14 protein-coding genes are annotated in these 23,304 nt (G+C 66.2%); 8 read left to right on the plus strand and 6 right to left on the minus strand.

Features of this window, described 5'->3' with window-relative positions; translation table 11 throughout:
• Positions 1–379 precede the first annotated feature (379 nt).
• Positions 380–619, plus strand: a complete 240-nt coding sequence (locus ACGFWE_RS05455; RefSeq protein WP_393598015.1) for a hypothetical protein — start codon at positions 380–382, stop codon at positions 617–619.
• Here the strand turns inward: ACGFWE_RS05455 and ACGFWE_RS05460 are convergent.
• From ACGFWE_RS05460 to ACGFWE_RS05475, 4 genes are all read right to left on the minus strand, one after another.
• A complete protein-coding gene (locus ACGFWE_RS05460; RefSeq protein ID WP_393598017.1) occupies positions 616–1,314 on the minus strand; it encodes a hypothetical protein in 699 nt (232 codons plus the stop codon). The two genes, ACGFWE_RS05455 and ACGFWE_RS05460, sit on opposite strands and share 4 nt — an antisense overlap.
• The gene (locus ACGFWE_RS05465; protein ID WP_393598019.1) at positions 1,314–4,307 is read right to left on the minus strand and encodes a hypothetical protein; all 2,994 of its coding nucleotides are present in this window, start codon (positions 4,305–4,307) and stop codon (positions 1,314–1,316) included. The genes ACGFWE_RS05460 and ACGFWE_RS05465 overlap by 1 nt, the downstream gene beginning before the upstream one ends.
• A gap of 9 nt (positions 4,308–4,316) precedes the next feature.
• Positions 4,317–4,973 (minus strand): DUF2690 domain-containing protein, encoded by a 657-nt coding sequence (locus tag ACGFWE_RS05470; protein WP_393598021.1) that lies wholly within the window; start codon positions 4,971–4,973, stop codon positions 4,317–4,319.
• A gap of 563 nt (positions 4,974–5,536) precedes the next feature.
• Positions 5,537–5,986 (minus strand): hypothetical protein, encoded by a 450-nt coding sequence (locus ACGFWE_RS05475; protein ID WP_393598023.1) that lies wholly within the window; start codon positions 5,984–5,986, stop codon positions 5,537–5,539.
• Positions 5,987–6,226: 240 nt separating this feature from the next.
• Between ACGFWE_RS05475 and ACGFWE_RS05480 the strand changes: the two genes are divergently transcribed.
• The 4 genes from ACGFWE_RS05480 to ACGFWE_RS05495 all read left to right on the plus strand — a co-directional run bounded on the left by ACGFWE_RS05480 (position 6,227) and on the right by ACGFWE_RS05495 (position 13,483).
• The gene (locus ACGFWE_RS05480; protein WP_393598025.1) at positions 6,227–7,180 is read left to right on the plus strand and encodes a hypothetical protein; all 954 of its coding nucleotides are present in this window, start codon (positions 6,227–6,229) and stop codon (positions 7,178–7,180) included.
• A complete protein-coding gene (locus ACGFWE_RS05485) occupies positions 7,177–7,686 on the plus strand; it encodes a hypothetical protein (protein WP_359387275.1) in 510 nt (169 codons plus the stop codon). The genes ACGFWE_RS05480 and ACGFWE_RS05485 overlap by 4 nt, the downstream gene beginning before the upstream one ends.
• 314 nt (positions 7,687–8,000) lie before the next feature.
• Positions 8,001–8,984 (plus strand): hypothetical protein, encoded by a 984-nt coding sequence (locus ACGFWE_RS05490; protein ID WP_393598027.1) that lies wholly within the window; start codon positions 8,001–8,003, stop codon positions 8,982–8,984.
• Positions 8,985–9,016: 32 nt separating this feature from the next.
• Positions 9,017–13,483, plus strand: coding sequence for a hypothetical protein (locus tag ACGFWE_RS05495; protein WP_393598936.1), 4,467 nt, complete (start codon positions 9,017–9,019; stop codon positions 13,481–13,483).
• Positions 13,484–13,531: 48 nt separating this feature from the next.
• On the opposite strand, the gene ACGFWE_RS05500 is transcribed toward ACGFWE_RS05495, so the two are convergent.
• Positions 13,532–14,101: an SMI1/KNR4 family protein gene (locus ACGFWE_RS05500; protein WP_393598029.1), complete on the minus strand. Its 570-nt coding sequence runs from the start codon at positions 14,099–14,101 to the stop codon at positions 13,532–13,534.
• A 1,581-nt stretch (positions 14,102–15,682) separates the two neighbouring features.
• Between ACGFWE_RS05500 and ACGFWE_RS05505 the strand changes: the two genes are divergently transcribed.
• The 3 genes from ACGFWE_RS05505 to ACGFWE_RS05515 all read left to right on the plus strand — a co-directional run bounded on the left by ACGFWE_RS05505 (position 15,683) and on the right by ACGFWE_RS05515 (position 18,570).
• The gene (locus ACGFWE_RS05505; protein ID WP_393598938.1) at positions 15,683–16,504 is read left to right on the plus strand and encodes a carbohydrate ABC transporter permease; all 822 of its coding nucleotides are present in this window, start codon (positions 15,683–15,685) and stop codon (positions 16,502–16,504) included.
• 197 nt (positions 16,505–16,701) lie between these two features.
• A complete protein-coding gene (locus ACGFWE_RS05510) occupies positions 16,702–17,646 on the plus strand; it encodes a hypothetical protein (protein ID WP_393598031.1) in 945 nt (314 codons plus the stop codon).
• Between the two features lie 324 nt (positions 17,647–17,970).
• Positions 17,971–18,570, plus strand: a complete 600-nt coding sequence (locus ACGFWE_RS05515) for an SMI1/KNR4 family protein (RefSeq protein WP_393598033.1) — start codon at positions 17,971–17,973, stop codon at positions 18,568–18,570.
• A gap of 98 nt (positions 18,571–18,668) precedes the next feature.
• On the opposite strand, the gene ACGFWE_RS05520 is transcribed toward ACGFWE_RS05515, so the two are convergent.
• On the minus strand, positions 18,669–23,099 hold the full coding sequence (locus tag ACGFWE_RS05520; protein WP_393598035.1) for a Tat pathway signal protein: 4,431 nt from the start codon (positions 23,097–23,099) through the stop codon (positions 18,669–18,671).
• Positions 23,100–23,304 lie beyond the last annotated feature (205 nt).

Genomic DNA, 23,304 nt, shown 5'->3' on the forward strand with positions numbered 1-23,304 from the left:
TCCCCGGTGATCACAGAGCATCGCAACTCCATGATCGCCAAGACCTGTGCCTGCTGTGCTGCCGGGGTCCACCAACGCGCCTACCTGCGCGACCTCTCATTCGATGGGCAAGCGTCAACACCCTGGGTAACCTGCGACCTCACCCACGAGACCAAGACTGCGCATCGTCGCCCGACCCCAGCGCTGCGCACAAAGCCCGGATTCTGACGTTTCTGCAGGAGCCAGTGCCAACGAACTCGCGGAACCTACAATAGAATGCGCCTCCGGCAATCTACGCAGAAGAGGAACTGTGAAGAAGGCGCGCATATGTCTCGTATTCACGTGCATTCTCCTGGTCTCCGCATGCGGGGGAAGCGACTCGACCGTTGACACGTCCGCCTTGTCGGACCACGAGAAGGAGTGGGTCGAGTATTCCTACGCGCACGAGAAGAGCGACGAGACCAAACGGGCATGGGAAGAACTGTCCGCCGAAGGCGTCAAGTCCTACCTTGAGCGGCAGCGCCCCACCCTGTGCGGGGACACTGCCTCACTCATGAAGAGCCTCAAGGAAGCCGGCTACGAGGCGGGCGAAGCCCAGGACTACAAGGAGAAGGTCGAAGACCTCCTCTGCTCGCCCTAGGCCACCGCGCCCCCGAGGATCCTCAGGGAATACTTGTCGTACGCTCGGTGCAGAATCATCGTCACCGGCCCCGAGACGAAGACCCCGCTGACGACGTACTCTTTTTTGTTTCCCGTCTCGGCGACCTGCTTCTCGTACAGGGAGTCGGTCTCCTTCTTCGCCTGCTTCAGCCACGAAGACGCCTTGTCGTGGTCGGCTCCCGGCACGTCGAGTCCGGTGCAGGCGGCGAGAAAGCCGAATTCGTCCGATTGATCGGTGCTCGTTCTGCACAGAAGAGACGACATGTTCTCGCTGTCGACATAACCGGCCGAAATCGTCACCCCGTTCCCGCCGCTCCCGTTGACATACGTCCTCTTCTTTCCGTCGGGCATCTCCTGCTCGACGGGTTTGTCCAGCTTCAGCTTCCAGTGCTTCGAGAGACCAGCGAGGAATTCCTGCCCGGTGTATCCGGCGGCTATGGTGTCCGCCGCACCGAAGGTCGGCCGTTTGTCGCCGGTCACCGCGTGTTTCGGCAGATCGGCGGCGCGCGGCGCGGTCCGCGTCCTGGACGGCGAAGGCTGCGACGCCGCGGCCTTCGTACGGTCGGATGCCGCCGTACCGGAGTTGCCGGAGTCGCTCCCGCCGCAAGAGACGGCTCCCGCCGTGCCGATGGCGACAGCCATCAGCACGGCGGAAACACGGGTGGCGACGCGCATCACGCACCACCGTCGTTCAGGGCGCACGCGCCGGGATCGGCGCTGGTGAACGGAACGAAGGCGATCGCGTCGAACACCACGTTGTCGTCTCCGGTGCCGGCGTCGTGGAGGTTGTCCGCCTCGATATAGCCGCCCTTCCAGAAGGAGAACGTGCCCATCTCGAACCAGGTCTCCTGGCCGTTGCTGCGGGTCGCCTGATTGACCCGGCAGTAGTCGGCCTCCGCGCCGAACGCGTTGTCGCCCGGGATGAAGCGGTAGCGGACGATCGCTTCCGCACCGTGGCTGGGCAGGTGGACGTAGACCTTGTACCGCTGGCCGCCGAACTCGTCTCCGGAGGGGAGGTCGGACTGGTTGACCTGCCAGCGGCCGGTCACCTTGTGGAAGTAGTCGGTGTCCGGGTAGCTGTGCGTGAAGTAGACGTGGTGGTCGTACCCGGCGCCGAGCTGGTGCAGGTCGATGGGGGCGATGTAGGGGGTGGCGCGGTAGGTGTAGTCGTCCCGCTCCATGGTGATGTTGTCACCGGTCTGGAGGGTGAACTTGCCGTCGTCGGCGCCCTCGAAGTCCCCGCATCCATAGGTGTCCTCGTGCTCGCCGAGGTCGTCGACGATGATGGCGTTCGTGTAGACGCTCGGATGGTCGATGCACGGGCCGTGACCGTACTTGCTCTCAAGTGCGGGCTCCGACGAGCCGAGCGTGTATCTCAGCGCTTCGGTACTGGAGTTGGCGCTGCTCTGCGAGCCGATCCAGCTCACGCTGCCGCTCCAGTAGCACGCCGAGTCCCAGGTCGGGCAGGGGTCGGCCGCGTCCGGGTCGCACGCGTTGGACGAGTCGCAGAACGCGTCGAGCGGGGCGGCCGTGATGACGTTGAACGGCATGGTCGGCTTGACGTAGGAGGCCACGCCGTCCCAGGTCATCTGCGGTACTTCCGCCCAGCCCAGGATCTTCTCCTGGTAGGTCCAGTCACCGGGGTGGGAGGCGTCGTCGTAGCTGTTGCGCAGGAACGGCTCCCGGTCGGCCGGGTAGTTCGGCTTGATCGGGTTGTTGAAGTAGCCCAGGCCCACCGAACCGGAGGTGTAGACGCCGGAGTTGTAGCCCCACAGCGCCATGTACCAGTTCTCGATGTAGTCCGCGCTGCCGTTGTTGGCATTCATGCCCAAGGCCTTGAGCTGGTTCCACTTCTCGGCCAGGATGCTCAGCCCGGCGGCGATGTTCGCCGCGTAGTCGGTGGTGACGGCACCGGCGTGCAGGGCGTCGAGCTGCTCGCCGTGGAGTTCGGACATGCCGGTCGTCACCTGGGCGATGCCGTAGCCGCAGTCGGCGAAGCCCCGCCTGGGGTAGTCGTGGATGCCGTTGAGGTTGCCGTACCAGTCGGACTTGGTGACGTTGCCGGAGTCGCCGTTCACGGAGTGCCAGGACGCCTGCTTGAAGTTGGACTCCTGGGCGAGGATACCGAGCATGACCTGTGCGGGAATCTCACCTCCGCCGGTCAGTGACGGCTTGGGGAACAGGCCCTGCGGGGTGTAGGCGGCGAGGCCCGTGTCGTGCCAGTCCGCCTCGCGGGACACCGTCAGGTCCCCGTGCACGGCCTGGTCGACCGCCCACTCCACCTGGTTCGCACTGGCCTGGAGCGCCTGGCGCTTGGGGTCGTTGCGCTTGACGATGCAGGGGCTCTCCATGTCCGCGATCTTGCCGACGACCTGCGCGCCGGATCCGGACAGGCACTGTGATTCCGGGCCGCCCTCGCCGCAGGTGAGCGGGTCGTCGTCATCGCCTTCGGCCGCGGCGAACGCGGCCGGGTCCAGCGACAGCGATGAGTCCGTCTGCGGCCGCTCGCGGTCGGCGTCCACGAGGGTGCTGGCCTTCACGCCGGTCTTGACCGCCGTAGCCTTCACGGTCAGGGATCCGACACCCTCCTCCGAGGGCGAGCCGATGTTGGTGGTGATGCCCTTCATCTGCTCGGAGAACACCGAGTTGGTCACCAGGTGGCCCTGGCGGGAGATGCCTACGACACGGCCGTCCACCGGGTGCTTGGCGAGCCCCGGCGCCTTGCTGGTGTCGATGTCCTCCACGTCGCCGACGACCGCGTCGCCGTCGGCCACCGGGAGGAGTTTGACGTCCCCCTTCGGGGCGCGGCCCAGTTCGGTGAAGTCATCGCCGTCGTAGCGGGAGATGACGCTGTTCTCGCCGTCGACCGTGCCGATGTCGACGGTGCCGTTCTTCGAGGCGGTCAGCGCGAACATCGGGCCCGGTACCGCGGCGAGCTTGCGGGCGGACAGCTTCTTGCCGTCGCCCTTCAGGTCGACGAGGTTGCCGCCGAGCACACCGACGGTGCCCTTCTCGGTGGGCGTGACGTGCGTCAGGTAGCCGTCGACCGTGCGGCGGGAGGTCACCGATCCGGTGGCCGCGTCGACCGAGATCACGGTCGTGTCGCCGACGGACCTGTCGGTGGCCGAGCTGGAGGTGAACGCCACCTCGTCGCCCGTTCCGCAGCCCGGCGTGAAGTAGGCCAGCTGCACCCGGTCGGGAACCTCGGTGACCTTGCCGTCGGAGAGCCGGATCACCGCGGCGAAGGCACCGTTGTCGTACGCGCCGGGTTGGTTGGACCAGACCGACGGGGCGTAGACCGCAGCCGCGTAGTTCCCTGATCCGGTGGTACAGACATAGCCCGTCCAGGGGCCGACCTCGGACAGGTCCGTACGGTTGAGGCGGGCGATCTCGTAGAAGGAGAACCCGTCGCTCTCCTTCGCCGCGAGGATGTGCAGTCCCTCGGCGTCGCCGGTGGCCTGGACGATCGCGTCCGATGACGAGGCGTAGCCCGATCCGAGCTCCTTGCCGGGTGCGGAGAACATGCGGGGTGCCGTGCCGTCAGCGGCGGCCGTCTGCACCGGGGTGTCCGGGGAAGCCGGCGGGAGTAGCGCGGCGGAAGCCGCCAGCACGCTCAGGGCTATCAGCGGATTCGTGGAGAAGAATCTCCGGAGACGTCTTCTGCGCATCTTCTCCCCCTACAGCCAGTCGGTGCACGAGCCGTGCACGGTCGGCATGCTCGCGTCGTTGTTGTTCACGATGTACCTCAGCGGCATGGGGTCGTACTGCGCGTCGACGTCGTTCCAACACGCCTTCGCCGACGTCTTCTTCCAGTTCTGCATCTTGGTGTAGTCGCCTGCCACGCCGTCGGCGAGAAGGCCCGTCGTGTCGGCTTGCTGGACGCCGCCTTCGGGATCACGTGTCGTCCACAGCGTCCCGTACACATAGTCGGGCGACGTGTCGAGATCGCGTGAGATCTTCGCCCACACCCCCTGGCACATGTACGACCACATCAGCCGTATCACGACCGACCCGTCCGGCTCGGTGACCTGCTGAAGAAGCTCGGCGTCGTCGTCACACCCCATTTCGATGGGGTCCTTGCCCGAACAGGTGGCTCGGAAGCAGCCGACCGCGGCTGCCGGGGATGCCTGAATCCCTTGGAACGCTCCGGCCAGCAGCGTCAGTGCGACCGCTGCCGGCCCCCATCTGCGTATGCCGTGCACACACATCACCTCAGACCTTTCTCCTCCGCGCCGCATCAAGCGCAGCACGTCTTGCCGCTTATACACTGATTCGACGCCGAGTTGATCGGTGCATGGTGCACTCGGGTCACATGACGTCCATGGACTGCCCATCAAGTTCCCACGGAAACGTCAATGTTGGTAATCAGATGATCAAGCTGCCCGCCATAGTGAGGCAATGCTATGGATTGCCTACGCAACAGTGCAGTTGACGCATAGGGCCTGGAGTGGCTGCGCGTGATACGAGGTTGGCGCCGGCTGTACAGGAAACAGCAGCATCGCCAGGCCTGGGGTGGGAGGCGAACCGCGGCACCACTCGTTCGGGCTCGTATCGGCGCAGATTCCAGGGCTCGAACCGAGCAGGGGCGTGCCCCGCGGCGTGGTGCGGTCATCCGGACGGCGGCAGTCCGGGTGGCTGTGGCCGCGCGGTGCGGCCGAGTGCTTCGGGCCACTGCGCGAGCCGGTCACGACGGCGTACGCCGCCCGACGCCCGAGCTCCGGGCCGATCACTGCCGCGACCTGCGGCGTCACGAAGGCCACGCGGCTACACCACCCGGCGGGACGCCACCCCGAACAGCGTTGACTCCCCAGGACCGACCGCATGACGCCCCTGCACCGGCCTCGCCACACACCGAGTTACATATGCACTGCCACTTGACCAAAGCCGGCGCCTTGCATCAGCGGTAGTCGTCTGGGTGGCCCTGCATCCATGTGTTGATCTTGTTGCGAGTGTCGATCAATGCGTCCTGGTGTTCCTTGAGATTTTCGAAGGATTGATCGCTGCCGACTTGCGTGTCGAGATCCTTGATCAACTTGATTGGCTCGGCGAAGTGGCTGGGGCCCTTCTCAGACGCCTTCATGGCGCCGTCAAGGCGGTGGAGTTCATCGAAGACACGGCGCAGAACGTAGGCGCAGTCGGCAGGCCTGCAGGAATCATCCAAGGTCGCCTGCAGTCCGGCGAAGGCGTCGCGGACCTTCTCGACTGGCGTTGCAGTCGGTATCAGTGGCGGTGAAGGCTCGGCGGTGGGTGCATTGCCGGCCGGCCGGCTGGCGACAGCCGGGGTACCGCCCGGATTGTCGGAATCAGAGCCTGCGCTGCACGACGCACCGAACATTGCCAGAGTCACGGCGACAACCGCACCCCACCCTGCGGTTCTGGGCACGAACACTCCCCTTGCCACCCAAGTCGACTGCTCCAAGCACGCCATACGGCTTCGCCCGCATAATCGTCGGCTGCACCCCCTGCGGCCCGCAAGGGTCCAGACCAGTCGTTGCCATCCCGTGATCATCTCTGTGTAGCCACTGTGAAGCGACCTGGCATAGCTTTTACATGTCATGCACATGCAAAGCAAATGAGGGGGTAGTTGATGCGCAAGCGGCAAGCGCTTGCCGGTTTCTTCGCAGCAGCAGCACTCACCACCGGTGTTGTGGTGGGTGTCGCCGGCGGGGGTGGGGCGGCACCGGATGAGCCTTCACCGAAGACGGTGGCAGCAAACGCTGTCGACGAGAGCAAGTGGCCCAGTCGCACTCCCGAACGTGGGCTTGCCAAGGGGCTGTCCCTGCCGGTGGAGAAGTATCTCGTCGGCTACACGGACGTCGTGGATTGGCAGCGCGCCCAGCGCGACCTCTGGATCAGCTGTATGGCTCGGTTCGGCTTCGAGAAGTTCAGCCCCCCGGTTCCGGGGGTCAACCCGCCTGTTGAGTTCAACGACGCCAACATGCCCAGGCGATACGGGGCTTCCGACGCGACACAAGCGGCGAAATACGGCTACCACCTGCCGCCGGAGCAGCTGGACGAGCCGCCGGCATGGGAGCCGGCCGCCGGGGCGGAGGAAGCCGTTTTCCTCGGGGACGGGCCGGAGCTCACGGGCGACACGTACAACGGGGTGACTGTTCCCCAGGGAGGGTGCCGCGGAGAGACGGAACGTCAGCTCGGGCATCTCACACAGGGCGAGGACGCATCGCAAGTCAACGCGTCGAGCATGACCTTGTCCTTGAAGCAGCCCGCCGTCCAAAACGTCATCGACGGCTGGGCGGCGTGCATGAAGGACAAGGGCCACGCGTTCGACGATCCGTACAAGCCCGCTGCCAGTTTCGACCTGTCGACGCCAACGGCGTCGGCAGAGGAGATCGAGGTGGCCACGGCCGACGTCGCCTGCAAGGGCGAAACCGGCCTCATCAAGGTCTGGTCCGGAGAGGAGATCGCCCTCCAGAACCAGCAGATCGCTGCCAAGAAGACCTCTCTCGACGCCGAACTCGCCCGAACGAACACCGTCAAGACGACCGCGCGAAGAGTGATCTCGGAAGGCAGTGACAAGTGACCCCGACCATACGCAACCTGATCCGGTCGCTCATCGCCGCCCTGCTCCTCGCCGCAAGCATCTTCTGCGCCCAGCCCGCGCAGGCCGCCACCTCCTACGAGTCGGACGGTTGCACCTCCAGCGGCAACAAGTACTGCTTCGTGCTCTACTACAACAGCGTCGGCTCGACCACCAACTCCGGACAGGGCTCCTGCTACATCTCCAACAGGAGCGTCCCCGACCATTACGGCTACTCCCCGAACGGGGCAACTCTCGTCCGCCTGGTGTTCCACTACGGCCTGCTTCCCGGCACCTGCACCACTGACAGCGGAGACGGGACACCCCTCAAGAACAACGCCGCTTCCATTGCGAACGCCGAATGCGGCGTCTACAACCGGGTCTACTGGGGCTCTGGTTACCAGAGCATCTCCCAGGCCATCTACGGTTCCTGCGGCGGTTACGGCGGCCTGGCGGAAAACCTCGTGCCCGAGCTGAAGAACGACAACGCATCCCACAAGAGGTACTAGCCCCGCCTCCCTGTCCGCGCGTCACCGCCCTCACCTGTGGGGTGACGCGCGGCGGTGCCCCTTTCCGTGGACGTCCCGACGGCGCACCACCGACACTGTCGGCTCCAGGGCCGGCATCGCGGAGCAGGGCACGGGACGGGCAGATCACGCATGGTTCACCGCATTCAGCGGAGACCTCGCCGCCGCCGTGGCAACAGACCTCGGTCGGGGCGCTGCGAGCCCGGGTGGCATCGCCCGGGCCGTCTTCGACGCCCGCTGACCAGCTGCACAACGACAGCATTCTTCCCCAGCACTTAGGTAGACAAGGAGTGCCCGTGCACGTCCTCAAGCCAACGACCACCGCAGCAGCTGTCATGCTCGCGGCAATGTCTCTCGGGGCATGCTCTTCGTCCGGATCGGGCTCCAGTTCGGCGAAGGACCAGACCCCGGTCGACCGGAGCAACTGGCCTGCGGAGACCCCTGCTTCGGGACTGGTCAAAGGCTTGGAGCTGCCGCTTGAGGCCTATATGTCCTCGTACGCGGATCAGGTCACCGTAGACACCGCGCTGCGCACCCTCCAGACGCGGTGCATGGCCGAGTACGGGCTCACTGTCGACCTGCCGCGCCCCGGTATGAATCCGCCGCCGTACAGCAACGCCATGTCGATCGAGGCCCGTTACGGCATCACCGACCGCACCCGGGCGGAGAAGTACGGGTACGGGCTGCCGAAGGAGCTGACCCGGAGCACCGAAGCGGTCGACAAGGGGCTTTCGGGTGTGGAGGTCGAGGTACTGACCGGGCGTACAAAGCCCGAGTTCCTTCCGCCCCAGGGTGCCGAGGGTGACGGGCCGTACTTCACCGGTGCGGACTCCGGACCCGCCCGCGCCGAGTACCAGGGCAAGAAGCTGCACAAGGGTGGCTGCACCGCACGGTCGAAGCAACAGCTCAAGCTGAACGAGTCAGATGCGGGCTATGTCTCACAACTCGCCTCGACAAGCCTCTCCGAGTCCCGCTCGCGCAAGCCGGTCAAGAAGGCCATCAAGGACTGGTCAGCCTGCATGAAGAAGCAGGGACGGTCCGCCGCGGACCCGTACAGGGCCATGGAGCAAGGCTACGCCAACGGCGACGGCACCACCGAAGACGCGATCGAGCTCGCCCTGGACGACATCGACTGCAAGGAGCAGACCCGTCTGATCGAGGTCTGGTTCAAGGAGGAGTCGGCAATCCAGAAGCGGCTGATCGAGGAGAACAAGGACCAGCTCGCCGCGGTCAAAACGCGCCTGAGCAAGGCCCTTGCAGCCGCCAAGGCTGTCAAGTAACCCAGGGGGTAACGAAGTTGAGACAGAAACGTATGCGCCTGCGCGTGCCGCTCACCCTCGCGGTGGCCACCGTGCTGGCGATACCGCTGAGCCTGCCCGCACAGGCCGAGGGACCAAAGCCGCCCAAGGGCGCGGCGCAGGGCTGGAATGACGCCACACAGGAGCAGAAGAAGCTCTCCCTGAAGCCTTCCGCGATCCCCGCGAAGGACCGCGCCGGCCTGCTCGGCAAGGACTACGCGGCATCCGCCGACACCGCCGTCACCACGACCGGCGACGGCACCGGCTTCCACCTCCTTGCGGGCAAGGAGCAGAACGGCTATCAACTGCGCACGATAGCCAGCCTGTTCGAGGACGGTTTCGCCTCGGACACCTGGATCGGCAACCACTGCGTCACCGAGTCAGGCAAGTACGCGGCCGTCTCGTACGCGCCGCGTATGTTCACCAACAAGCCCGAGCTGATGGTGCGCGGCGCGTTCACCGCAGTGGTCGATCTTCAGTCGGGCAAGGTCACCAAGCTGCCGTTCCAGTCGTCGCTCGCCTACTTCTCGCCCGGCTGCGGGCATGGTGAGAAGGCGGTGTTCACTCAGCTCAGCCACGACGGTGACAAGAAGCAGCAGACCCGCCTGATCACCGTCGACGCGGCAACCGGCAAGGCGTCCAAGCCGGTCACGCTCGCAGGCGCGGTCACCTCGGCCATCCCCACGGACACGGGCATCATCGCCGCGCACGGCAACAAGCTGGTACGGGTCAACGGCACGGCCGAGAAGACACTGGCGTCCACCACAACGGTGCCGTTCGAGATCACCGCCGACGCCGATGGCGGCATCACCTTCATCGACCGCGAACTGGACAAGAAGGCGTCCAAGACGCCGACCAGCTGGGCCAAGCACCTCGACCGTGCCAAGGTCGAGAAGGGCCAGAAGACCGAGCCCGTCACCGTCGTTTCCGGCAAGCTCGAAGCCTGGGACCTGACCCGCTCGGCACGCGGCGAGGTGTTCGTCACCGGTGCCGCCACGTCCAGAACGTTGCCCAAGCGGGTGCACAACCCAGGCAGACTCCCCAAAGGCGCGGCGATCTCCAGCCACGCCCGGACAGCCCTGACCACCACGTGGTCCGACGGGAAGACCACCCTGGTCAACCCGGAGGACGCCGCCAAGCCCCGTCCCGCGCGTACGGTCCTGCGCATGCTGGACTCCGGCAGGTCCGTGACCCTCGATCTGCGTCCCGGTGCCCACCGCGTGGGCGAGGAGGCCCAGGGGCATGTCCTGTCCCCCGCCCTGCCCACCGGCGGCCCGGTCGAGTCCGGCCCGGACACAGGCCGGCAAGGCGAAGAAGGCCTGTCCACGCAGACCGTCAGCACCCGGGCCCGGACCGCACAGGCCGACGACCCCAGCGAGGGCACCGGGGAACGCTACTGCGCGGTGGCCCGTAACGATGCGAAGAAGCAGGCCTTCCAGCCCACCCCGCGCCAGGTCGAATGGGCCGTGGACCAGGCAGTGGTCGGCGAACTGGATTTCTACCGCGCGGGGAACTGGAAGAACACCGGGACCGGTGGCTACCAGCCTCAGGGCCTCTTTCCGCCGACCGTGCTCGCCGGTGACCCTAACGGCACCCTCGACAACGAGGACCCCGATGTCACCGACAAGTGGCACATTCCCGCGCAGGTGATGCTCGGCATCACCGCGCAGGAGTCCAACATGTGGCAGGCCACCCGCTTTGCCGTGCCCGGTGTCACCGCCAACTCCCTGATCGGCAACTACTACGGTGTCGACTACGCCGCCGACGGTGAACAACTCGACCCCTGGCGTATCAACTGGGCGGACGCCGACTGCGGTTACGGCATCACCCAGGCCACCGACGGTATGCGTCTCGCGGGCAAGACCAAGCCCGGCGAGACCGCCCTGTCGACCCTCGCGCAGGAAGCCGTCGCCCTGGACTACACGGCGAACATCGCCGCCGGTGTGCGGATCCTGTCGGAGAAGTGGAACCAGACCTACAACGCCGGCATGACGATCAACGGCGGCCACCCCAAGTGGATCGAGAACTGGTTCTTCGCCCTGTGGGCATACAACTCCGGCTTCTACGACACCGCCGACTCCCAGGGCCACCGGGGCGTCGGCTGGACCAACAACCCGGCCAACCCGCTGTGGAAGGCCAACCGCGTCCCGTTCCTGCAGAGCGCGTCCAACCCTGCCGGTGACGACTACAGCCATGCCGCACACCCGCAGGACTGGCCGTACCAGGAGAAGGTGATCGGCTGGGCGGCCCGTCCGATCTCGGCGATGTTCGCGCCCGGTGACTTCCAGGCGGGCTACCGTCCCGCGTGGTGGACCACCAACGAGGATCGCTCCAACGCCAAGCCTCCCGTCGATCTTTTCTGCAACGCGTCGAACTACTGCGACCCGTCCAAGATCGGCGACAACGACTCCAACGACCCTGGCCTGGGCGCCTGCACCCTCGACTCGGGCGACAGCGACACCAACGCGCACTGGCTCCACTGCTGGTGGCACGAGAAGATCACCAAGGAGCAGTGGAAGGACTGTGAACGGCTCGCCGAGTGCGGCAACGGTGTGCACCGCTTCAGTACGTCGTACGGCGAACAGGCAGATGCCGGCTCGTACCCGCCGAACTGCTCCACCACCGGCCTGCCCGCCAACGCCCTGGTGGTCGACGACCTGCCCGACGGCACCACACCCGCAGGAGTCGACACCAAGCGCGGCTGCGGGGCGGTGGCTTCCAGCGGCACATTCAGCTTCACGTTCGTCCCGTGGGACACCCAGATGGATCTCACCAACGACGGGACGGACAACCCGACCACCGTCACCACGTATCCGGGGAAGATCGACACGCACCAGATCGGCGCGGGCTACGGCAACCACTTCTGGTTCGCGCACACCCGCTCGCCGGAGTCCTACCCGGGCAACGCCGACCGGATGAAGGTCGCCGGCACCTGGAAGCTGAACGCTCCGCTGACCAACACCACGCGGCAGGCGAAGGTCTTCGCGCATATCCCCGACCACGGGGCGCAGACCTCCAACGCCGTCTACCGGATCCAGACCCCTGAAGGGGAAGAGGAGGTGGCCATCTCACAGACGGCGAACGAGTCCAACAAATGGGTGGACCTGGGCGCCTACGACTTCGGTGACCAGGTCCCCGAGGTGCGGCTCGACAACTTCAACGGCGGCACCGGGAGCGCGGACATCGCCTTTGACGCGCTGGCGTTCGTCCCGGGCACGTACGACGGCCTGAAGATGACGGGCAGCATGACGGCCGACCCGACCGCACCGGAGCCGGCCCCGGTCGAGCCCGGTGAGGACATCAGCGACAGTCTCTTCCCCGATGTCAGCGGGTTCTCGGCCGACACCGCCACGGCGCCGCCGATGGCGACGACCATGAGCACCGCGTCGTGCTCGACGGTGTCCCTTTCCATCACCCGCAAGCGCACCAACAGCTGTCTCCACGACGAGCTGTGGGTGAATCACTACGCGAACGGCACACCGGACGGAAACGCTTCCTTCGACTACTACAACACGATCTATCTCGACCCGACGAGTGATGAGTTCTCCCAGGTCACCACGATCCGGCTGAAGTCGATGAGCGGTGTGATGAACACGGTCGACCTGGACTACCAGGCCAAGTGCCGCGGGTACTGCAACATCACCAGTGTCACCTGGGACGGGTCGAAGATCTTCAAGAAGGGCGACACGATCCAGCGGACCATCACCACGCGGTTCAAGTGGACACCCAGTGGCGCCACCAAGAACACGATCACCCCGTACTGGTACTTCAGCGGTATGGCCAACACCACCCCGATCGCGAATCCGCTCGAAGTCGAGAAGGCCAAGCTGGACATCCGCTGCGACAGCGAGATCCCCAATGCCGGCACCGGCTGCGTGTTCTCGGGCTACGACCCGACGTACGTCATGAACTCCAAGAAGTTTCCGGGGGCCGCCGCACACATCGACATGATGTGGCGCAAGACCACCCTTGACTGGGGCAACCGCAACGGTGGCAAGCCGCTCACCTACCTGGGCAACAAGATGTCCGTCGACGGCTCCGGCAAGGTTCAGTCGGACCGCAACCGGCAGCTCATCTGCGGCAGGCAGTGGAAGACCTACAAGGACACCGGTCTGTTCAGTGACATGTGGACCCTGGAGGCAGGGGCGACACGTACCGACTCGAAGAGCTGTGACGAGTTCGCCTTCGCCAACTCCTTCCAGAGCGCCGGAAACTCAGCAGGCCCCAACCCTGTCACGTACAGCGGCAAGGAATGCGTGCAGACCTATCTGAAGCGCAACGCCGACGACACCATGACGCTGCACCTGCGTCCTGATGCCCCGGCACCGACCTGGAAGGAGCCCTGCGGCCGGTCCTCGATGTCGAACTGGCAGAACACCCAGTCGATGCGGCCGTTCGGCGACTTCATCAAGGAACAACGCTTGATGGAGGACGACGACTACTGGCTCGACCTGGACGGATTCACCGCGCCCACACCGTGACCGGGCAATGAGAAGTGCCCCCCGGAAGAACCGGGGGGCACTTTGGTGTCACAACCAGACGAGTCGTCCTTCGGCGATCGAGCAGACCGGATGGCTTCCATCGGCGATTTTCGTGAGCATTTCCGCCACGGAGTCGAAATAGTGGGCCAGTGACGCGTACTCGCCCGTGGTCGTGTTCTCACCCACGAACCACCTGCCGATACGGCCGTCCCGCACGTCGATGAACTTTCCAGTCCAGCCGTCCTGGTCCGACAGGAACGGGATCCACTCATTGCGCCAGAACGGATTGTCCCGCTCATCCGGAGGGTTGACCCCACCGGGCATGGAGTGGTTCGCGTAGAGCTTCTCTATCGCCCGGATGCCCAGAAAGAACATCCCCTCGTCCGGAAATCCGGCGAAACCGCAACAGGCCACATCGTCGTCCACGTCTTCCTCAGGAAGATCCAGATTGTTCTGCAACAGCCACGCCCGCAGTTCCGGAGGAAGTGAGATACCCATCTGTTTCTCGGCGGCCGCGAGCATCTGTTCCGTGGCCGGCCCGGGCAGATCCGCATGATCGGCCGGGGCGTGCTCGTGAAGAAGACTCATCACGCGGGACCAGCTCTCCACCACGCTCATTCCCCACGATCCTCTCTGTACGAACGCCCACTACGGCTGCGTCACTGCGGGCTAGTGTTCGAAGTGTCGACGCCGAGTTCCGCAATCCCGAAGCGCGCGCAAGAAAGCCACCTTGCACAGCGCCGACCGGAAACCCTCGCAGGAATGGTACTCGGAGTGGGTTGACTGCCCCCTGCCCGGCGCCTTCCGACCCACAGTGCAGGACCTTCTGCTCGCGAGATGACCGCCCGCCAACTCCCCATGGACAACGCTGGTATGCCCCGGCGGGCCCACCTGAGGAGCTACACGGCACCAGCGAAGATGGTATCCGCCGTGACGTCCCCTACCCTCGTCGAGGGACACCAGCGACCACCCCGCCGGCTGCTGCAGTATCAAGGATCGCGGCTGGATCACAGGCGGCCCTGCTCGCCTTGCACCCGTCCGCGCCCCTCTCGCGTGCACTGCCCGACCGGCCTGTACGAGCTTGCGTGACCGGACGATATGAGCCTGCCCAAGATCGCCCTCGGCGTGGCGGCTGCCCCAGCCCTCCGGGCTGGTCCTTGGCCCACCACAGGAACGCTGCGGCGTGCTGCTGGTTGGCGAAGCCGTCGCCGACCAGGGTGTGCAGGAGCTCGTTGCTCCACAGTATGAGCCGGCCGAGGGTCCAGTTCACCGACTCAGGCGCCGGCAGCTCCAGCCCGTAGACCAACCGCCTGGAACGAACGGATCAACCGTTCAGGCCCCGCTCACGAAGGGCCTGAGCCGCTACCGCTTTGAACCTTCCGCGCGATCTTCGTGCGAGCCTACGGCGAAAGGACCTGAGCTTATCCCGTTGCGCGAGTCGGTCAGGAACCCCCGCTGAGCGCCATCCAGAGGGCGCCCGCTGCTGTGGTCGCCGCGCATAGGGCGAGGGCGGTGTCGGCGTAGGGGGAGCGTGTCCAGTGGGCTTTGGTATGGAGGTAGAAAGTTGGCGGGTGGTGGTCGCGCCAGGTGGTTATGACCGCCGCGTCAGGTGATCAACTCGCGGGCCGCAGCGAGTCCAGTGCGGCGGTCACGGTCCTCGTCAGTTCACCGGCGTCGGCTCCGGCGCGCGAACGCAGGTTCACCCCCGTAAGCGAGCAACGCCAGCAGGCCCGCCGCATCGTCCAGATCCGCGCCGGGAGCCACCTGTCGCTGCGCGCGGTCGTCGCCGGTGCGCGTAAGACCTGCCGGGATCTGTTGCCCGCCAACCGGGTCGGCACCATCCACACCACCCAGGGCAAGGAGGCCGACGTCGTGATCCTCGTCCTCAGCACCGACCCGCGCCGCCCCGGCGCCCGCGCCTGGGCCCGGGCCTGGGCCCCTTCGCGACCCAACCTCCTCAGCGTCGCCGTCAGCCGCGCCAAGCGCCGCCTGTTCGTCGTCGGCGACCGCGACGCCTGGCGCGACCAGCGGTGCTTCGCCACCCTCGCCGACGCTCTGCCCGCCCACCTGGTCCTACCAGCTCGGATTCGGCACGCTGCTGCCGAAGTTCGGCCCGGGCGCGGCCGTCGGCAACATCCTCATCCTCATCGCCCTCGTCTTCGGGCTGCTGTACATCCGCGTCCAGAGGAGGCAGGAAGCGTGAAGTCGCGTACCGGATCCCGCCGTTACACCGTCATCGGGCTCGTGCTCACCGCCGTGATGCTGTTCCCGGTGTACTGGATGATCAACGTGTCCCTCACCCCGCAGCAGGACATGCGCAAGAGCCCACCCGATCTGCTGCCGCTGCACCCCACCTTCGAGGGCTACCGCGCGGTGCTCAACGACCAGATGCCCTACCTCGGCACCAGCCTGCTCATCGGTCTGGGCACGGTCGTCCTCACCCTGGTCCTCGCCGCCCCGGCCGGCTTCGCGCTGGCCAAGCTCCGGCCTTTCGGCGGAGGGTTCCTCGGTCTGGTGCTGCTGGTCGCCCAGATGATTCCCGGGATCGTCATGGCGATGGGCTTCTACGGCATCTTCCTCGACCTCGGCCTGCTCAACTCCTGGTGGTGTCTGATCATCGCGGACTCGACCATCGCCGTGCCCTTCGGCGTCATGATCTTCACGGCGTTCATGTCGGGCATCCCCGGCGAACTCATCGCCGCGGCCCGCATCGACGGTGCCGGCACCTGGCGCACCTTCCGGTCCGTCGTCCTGCCGGTGAGCCGCAACGCCATCGTCACGGTCTCGCTCTTCAGCTTCCTGTGGGCCTGGTCCGACTTCGTCTTCGCCAACACCCTCGACGGCGGCGGCGACTGGCGGCCGATCACCCTCGGCATCTACCACTACATCGGCAACAACAACCAGGAGTGGAACGCGATCATGGCCACCGCCGTCGTCGCGTCCCTGCCGGCCGCGGTGCTGCTCGTCCTCGCCCAGCGCTACGTGGCCGCCGGCGTCACCGCGGGCGCGGTCAAGGACTGAGCACCCGTGCCCACCGCCCCCGGCCCACCAGCCAGGCGGGGCCGTGCTCCGCCGCCTCGCTCGTCCACCACGTAGGACTGCCACCCGTCACAAGGGTTCACGTCCCCTGCGATCCGTCCGGCCTATCCCCCCGAGCCGCCCCACCCCGGCGCACCCCGCCACCAGCACGTCCCCTCCAGCACTCAGGAGAGCCGCTGATGTCACACCTGAGCTCCCAGCGCAGCCGCAGAGCCACCCTCGGCCGCGCCACCGCCGCCGCCCTCGCCACGGCCCTGGCCACCACGGCCGTCGTCCTGACGGGCACCTCCGCCCAGGCCACCCCCACCTCCTCCACCACTCTGGTGGTCAACGCCAACCAGACCCTGCGCCCGGTCACCCACGTCGGCACGGGCAGCCTCTACGGCCTCGCCGACGACACCACCCCCACGGACAGCGTGGTCCAGGCGCTCAAGCCGAACACGTTCGTGCAGATGGCCCCGGGCGGCAGCCAGTTGCCCAACGGTGAGCCGAATCCCGCCGGCGACGCGCTCGTCGTAGCGCCCAAGGCGGCCCGCGCCGGCGCCAAGGTGGTCGTCCGCATGCCGGACTGGTACCCGAACTTCTCCTACAACTGGGAAAGTTGGGCCGACTGGCTGTCCGCCGTCGACAAGCAGGTCGCCTCGGTACAGTCCTCCGGCGCCACCAACATCAGCGCGTACGAGCTCTGGAACGAGCCCGACTGGACCTGGGACACCACCAACGCGGGCGCGTTCAACGCCGGTTGGGCACGCACGTTCAAGGAGGTCCGCGCCAAGGACGCCACGACCCCCGTCCAGGGTCCGAGTTACTCGGCGTGGAACCAGTCCTGGATGAGCTCGTTCCTCACCGACGCCAAGGCGAGCGGCACCGTCCCCGACGTCATCGCCTGGCACGAGCTCCAGGGCAGCCAGGACATCGCCGCGCACGTCTCCGCGTACCGGTCCCTGGAGTCGAGCCTCGGCATCAGTCCGCGGCCGATCTCCATCGAGGAGTACGGCACGCCCGCCGAGATGGGCAACTCCGGCGCGCTCATCAGCTACGCCGCCAAGTTCGAGCGGGCCGGCGTACGTGACGCCGAACTCGCCTTCTGGAACCACTACGGCGCCCTCGGCGACGATCTATAGGAGCTTCAGAGTCAAGCTGAGAAGGCGGTTCCTTGCGCCGGTCGCTGTCGCAGTGGCCACCGCGCCGGCGATACCGCTGAACATGCCCGCACAGGCATCAGAACGCCTGCGTGATGCCGTACCCGCAGCTGCATCGGACCGGTCGATGGCCCAAGGGTCCTACTCCTCCGGGCACCACCGTCTCATGCGCGTCTATAGTCAGGCCACGCGAAAGAGCGCCGTCGCGAGGCCATGAGCGTCTGGGGGCAGCACGCTGGGCGGTATGCCGATGGTGCGTGCAGTGTTGTTGGTAGCTCTGATTAATACTGAGGCGGTGCAGCCGGAGTGTCCGAGACAGAAGAAGTGCAGTCGGCGTGGGGGCGGATAGTCCACTGGCTTACGGTGAATGCGCCGGGCAGTGCGCAGACGCTGTGCGGGCCGGCGACGGATGAGGACATCGCGGGTCTGTCTGAGGCGTTGGGGTTCGAGGTGCCCAACGTGCTTGAGGCGTTGCTGCGGATGAACAACGGCAACACCGCAAAGGACTCCACGCGGAGCCTTCCCAACGGGCGGGTGGTGCCTGTCCGTCACCTGGATGCGGCGATCTTCCCCTACGGAAAGATTCTTCTGGGATGCACAGATATTGCTAAGGAGTACGCCAAGTGGCGGCGGACTGAGGAAAAGAACGGCCTGGACGGCTACTGGAGCGCTTCCTGGGTGCCTGTCATCCAGGACTTTGAGGGGCAGTACTACGGATACGCCGTGGATGCTTCTGGGACGTCCGGCTTCCCTGCGCTGGAGTATGGCGAGGGCTCTGTTCCGGCCGAAGCTTCCCCGTCGCTGGCGGCGCTACTGGATTCGTTCGCGGATGCCCTGGAGAGCGGCAGCTGGGGTGGGTGGCCTGCGCGGGTGGAGAGGGGTTCGCTCAGGTGGGGCGAGGAGTGACTGCTTGCGGCTGAGGCGCAGATCTGGTTGTCGGAATGCGTGTGAGCCCGCCCCCTGGGGGCGGGCTCACACGCGTGCGCTGTGTCAGATTCCGGGTGTCAGTTGGTTGCCTTCAGGGTGCACTTGACGGACGTCGAGACGCTGGGCGTGCCGCAGTCCCCGGAGGTGGCGGTGTCGAGCCAGTAGGCGTCCTTGCCCATCAGGCGCATCTTGGTGATGAATCCACCGAAGGGCGACATGGACTGCTGATTGTCCGTGTCGGAGATGGCGGAGCGCCCGCAGACCTCGGTCCAGCTGGGAACCGTGCCGTTGAGGTTGTACAGGTGCATCGTGCCGTTGACCTTGATGGCGTAGGTCTGGATACAGGCCCGCCCATTCGGTACGCCGGTGGTGCTGTCGTCGGGGATGGCCGGATTGAGACCTCCTTCGCTGGTGCTCATGCCGCCGCTGTTGTAGCTGGCGCCGAAGGCGAACTCGTCGCAGTTGAGAATCGAATCGTCGGCCCCGTCCAGGGCACTGAGGTCGCCGTTGTCGGCTGCCCAGCTGGTCGGGCACATGCGGCCCCGGTTCTTGTTCCTCTGGCTGGTGTCGCTCAGGTAGTAGAGGGGCTGACCTGTCGCCTTGGACCCGGGGTGCTTGGGCGAGAAGGTCTGGATCAGCCAGGCATGTGCGGCGGCCTGGGGATACTTGGCCCCATTGAACGTGTAGGTGGGGGCGTAGTTGGAGAAGACGCAGCCTCCGCCTACCGTGACGACGGTGTCGCAGCGGACCGTGTCGAGGTCGGTCGCCCTCGATGTGCTCGCACTCCACTGGTAGCCGGTGGTCTGGTATTGGATGCTGTCGTCCGACGGGTACTCGTCGCCGTCGATCTTGACGTCCGGGTGGAAGAAGTAGGTCTGCCCGCTGGCGGAGGTGTCCCAGGTGTACGACGAGGTGATGGACGCCTCGTGGGTGTCACCAGCTGTCCACGTTGGAGTTCCCTGCCATGCGCTCATGCTTGCCTCGACGGGCTTGCACGGGGATTCACACAGGTGCTCGTTGATCGCGAGCTGGATCATGGCGAAATCCGGCGGAATATCCTGCCCGGCCACGCTGAGATGTTCAGTGAAGGAGTTGGTGCCGGTCAGTTCGATGGTGCGCTGGAACTGGAACCAGGCGGTGGCCTTCACCTGTCCGTCCACTCGCAGGTAGTAGGGAACCACGCGCGTCTCGCATTCGATGGTGCGGGTGGCACGAGCGACGATCTTGCCGTCGTCGCACCAGGGGGCCACACCATGACTGCTGACGTAGGGCACGACGCTGCCGTCCTGCGCCGGGTTGGAGGCATCCTCCTTCAGGGCTCCGGTCGCCTCGGTGCTGACCGGCTGGTCGAGCAGGTCGGGATTGGCGCTGTTCTCGTTCGGGTCAGGCAGGGTCAGGTCCACGGGACGGTCGTTGCTGATGCCGTAGTCGCCGGGCACGAAGGCAACTGCGTCCCAGGCGATGTCGTCGTCGCCGGATCCGGTGCCGTAGGAGTTCGAGAGGGTGACCTGCGGGGTGTTGTCGTTGAACCGGTACGCACCCAGAGAGACCCACTTGTTGGATTCGTTGGCGTCCTGGTCGAGACGGACCTGAGCCTCCCCCCACGCCGTGTTGATCTTGTAAATGGCTTCGTGAGTCTGTGCTCCGGTATCGGGGATGTGGACGAACACCTCGGCCTGCTTCTCGGTGACCGGGCCGTTCAGCTTCCAGGTTCCCAGGACGGTCATTCGCCCGCTGGTGCCGCCCAGATGTGCGTAGTCGCGTGCGTGCGCGTACCAGAAGTGGCCCTGGTAGCCGCCGCCGATCTGGTGCAGGTCGGCCTTGGCGTCATACTGGCCGAGGCCCGGGCCGGTGGCGTTCGGATCGGGGTAGAAGGTGAACTGGAACGAGCCGTCGGTACTGGTCGTTCCGCAGCTGCTCCAGGTGTTGACGCCAGCGGGATCGGAGTCGACGACCTTCGCGCCGGAGGGTGCGCCGGAGCAGACGGGTGTGCCGTACTGGAGGCGAGAGCCACGCCCGGGCTCACTGACCAGGGTGACGTACTTGATGCTCTCGAAGCCGCAGGTCGCGGAACAGGTCGACTTCCAGGTGGCGTTGGAGGCGTTCCACCAGTACGGGGTGTAGCAGGCGGCGTCGGAGCAGTTGGGCGGATTAGCCGCGTCACAGCCGTTCTGCGCGTTGCAGAACGCGTCCAGCGGCGGCGAGACATGGGCCCGGTTGTATTTCGCGCTGCCCGTGATGTTGTAGGGGTCGGCCGTGCCGTTCCAGTAGGCGGGGCGGAATCCGGCCGAGGAGAAGCCGGACTCGCCGGGCCAGTCCTGGCGTCCCGAGGTGGCGTAGGAGTGGCCGGTGTCGATGGACCAGGCGGCCCATCCCATCACCTTCTCCTCGTACGGCCACTTCTGTGGCTGGGCGGCGTCCTTGGCGGCCAACGGGTCGACATCCGTGTTCATGAAAGCTGGCCGGGATGCCGGATAAACGGGGTTGGCGGGGTTGTTGTACCAGCCCAGGCCCCAGTTGCCGTTGGTGCCCTCGTCCGCCTTTGTGTTGAAGCCGAGGTTGTAGTTCCACACGGCGGCGAACCAGTTCTCGGGCTTGGCCGGGTCGTCGTTGTTCACGGTGATGGTCTGGCCGGACTCGTGCACCTCGTTCCACTTGTCGGCGAGGATGTGCAGCGAGGCGGCGATGTTGGTGGCGTAGTCGACGGCGACCGCGCGCTGCGTGCTGACCGGGAGGGAGGTTTCGCCCTCCTTCTCGTATCCGGCCTTGCGCATACCGTCGGTGACCTGGCCGACGCCGTAGCCGCAGTCGGACTTGTCCCAGTTGATCGTCCAGTAGTCGGCGAGCGTGCCGCCGGTCTGGTGTCCGTAGTACCCGTCGACGGCCGCGAGCGGGCTGCCCATCTGGCCCGGGATGGCGCCGGATTCGGCCTGCCACAGGTTGGACTCCTGGGCGAGGATGCCCAGTTCGACCTGGGCGGGGATACGGCCGCTGGTGCCGTTCAGCGTGGGGGCGGGGAACATGCCCTGCGGGTCGATGGTGGAGAGCCCGGTCTGGGCGCGCCAGCCGCCCTGGGTGAGGTAGCCGGAGCGCAGGTCGCCTCGGACGGCCATGTCCACGGCCCACTCGACCTGGTTCGGGGTGGGTTGAAGAGCCTGGGTGGCGGTGTCGTTGCGGGGCACGGAGCACCAGGCGTCGGTGTCGACCGGGTCGTGGGCCCGCGGGTCGTCGTCGGCCGTGGTCAGCATGGTCATCGTGGACATCTGCGGCTTCGGGGAGCCGGTCAGCGCCGGCGACGGCGTGCTGCCCGCGGTGCTGCCGGGCGCGGCGACCTTCTGGTTCGTATGCCTGCCCGTGCCCGGAACCGAGCCGGTGACGGTCAGAGCATGGCTGGTGTGGTCCGGCTTCGCGTTGGCCGCCGGTTCCTTGGTCGCGGTGCCGGAGAACCCGCGTCCAGCGTTCTCAATGTTGGCAACGCCTGCCTGCACAGCCGGGGAGACGACCGGGTCGACGGCCAGACGTCCACGGGTGGAGAGGTCCGCGTCGGGCGAGACGTTCAACTGCTTGATGCCACTGGCCGCGAAGCTCTTGCCGCGACTGGCCTTCCCCGTGAGGTAGACGGTGCCGTCCGTGCCCTGGCGCAGGCTCATCGCAGTAAGTTTGCCGCTCGCGACGGTCGTCTTCCTACCGCGCGTGTACGTCTGTACGTTGGCGTCGGTGTCGCCCGTGCGATCAATGTAGGTGACCGTGCCGTCACTGGTTACATGGATGGCGTACGGGGCGTGTTGGGTGGCGGTGAGCTTGGCTGTCTTGCCCTTGCGGTCGACGTGGACGAGCCGGTTTCCGGCGGCCGCGATCACCCCGTCCCCGGTGGGCACGGCGGAGGTGATCTCGCCCTTCGCCGTGGTGTCGGCGACGGTGGCGCCCTTGGTGTCCACCGTGACCAGGCGCGTCTGGGCGTCACGGAGCGCGGTGAAGGCGGCGGTGTGCGTGGCCGGATTGCAGCTCGGGTCGAAGTAGGCCAGGGACGCGGTGAACGGCAGCTTGGTGACGCTGCCGTCGTCAAGGTTCACGATCGCCGTGAACGCGCCGCCCATCATCAGGTCCGGCTTGTTGGTGAAGGCGCGGGGAGCGTAGACGACGGCCGCGTGGTGGTCGTCCATGACACAGCTGTTGCCGATCCAGGTGTCGGCCGGAAGCTGCGGCTCACTCAGCACCGTGACCGTCTTCCACGCGTAGGCGTTCTTGCTGTCCGCGACGAGCAGATGCAGTCCGTCGCTGTCGGCGGCGCTGGTCACGGCCCGGTCGCCGGAGGTCTTCCAGCCCTTGCCCAGGGTGGTGTCTGGGGACTTGACGGCGCCTTTCGAGGCTGTGACCGCCGGTTTGGAGGCTGTGGGGGCAGGGTTGGGCGTGGATTTCGCGGTGGCGGTCTGGGCTTGGATCAGCCCCGACAAGATCGCGGTAACGGCGAGGACCGTCACCGAGTGCCGTCTATGACGGGCTATCATTTATCTCCCTGTTCTTTGTCTCAGTGATTGCGGACACCGATGGGCTTGACCCGGAATGTTGTCGCGCCTCTCGGAGCTGACCTTCGTGCCCGTCGTGGCGTTCGGGGCAGCATCCCGGTCTATTGCGCTAAGCGCCCTCCGAGGCGATCCGGGATCGGTCGCCCCGTTGACGGTCACTGTGATCGCGTAGGCATACGGCTTGCTG

Origin of the sequence: Streptomyces sp. NPDC048523, from assembly GCF_043199815.1 — a bacterium.
Classification (GTDB): domain Bacteria; phylum Actinomycetota; class Actinomycetes; order Streptomycetales; family Streptomycetaceae; genus Streptomyces.

Bases quoted from the DNA above. Each gene is read 5' to 3' on its own strand.
- ACGFWE_RS05460 (WP_393598017.1), bottom strand. From the start codon at position 1,314: ATGCGCGTCGCCACCCGTGTTTCCGCCGTGCTGATGGCTGTCGCCATC.
- ACGFWE_RS05465 (WP_393598019.1), bottom strand. From the start codon at position 4,307: ATGCGCAGAAGACGTCTCCGGAGATTCTTCTCCACGAATCCGCTGATA.
- ACGFWE_RS05470 (WP_393598021.1), bottom strand. From the start codon at position 4,973: ATGGGCAGTCCATGGACGTCATGTGACCCGAGTGCACCATGCACCGAT.
- ACGFWE_RS05480 (WP_393598025.1), top strand. From the start codon at position 6,227: ATGCGCAAGCGGCAAGCGCTTGCCGGTTTCTTCGCAGCAGCAGCACTC.
- ACGFWE_RS05495 (WP_393598936.1), top strand. From the start codon at position 9,017: ATGCGCCTGCGCGTGCCGCTCACCCTCGCGGTGGCCACCGTGCTGGCG.
- ACGFWE_RS05500 (WP_393598029.1), bottom strand. From the start codon at position 14,101: ATGAGCGTGGTGGAGAGCTGGTCCCGCGTGATGAGTCTTCTTCACGAG.
- ACGFWE_RS05510 (WP_393598031.1), top strand. From the start codon at position 16,702: ATGTCACACCTGAGCTCCCAGCGCAGCCGCAGAGCCACCCTCGGCCGC.
- ACGFWE_RS05520 (WP_393598035.1), bottom strand. From the start codon at position 23,099: ATGATAGCCCGTCATAGACGGCACTCGGTGACGGTCCTCGCCGTTACC.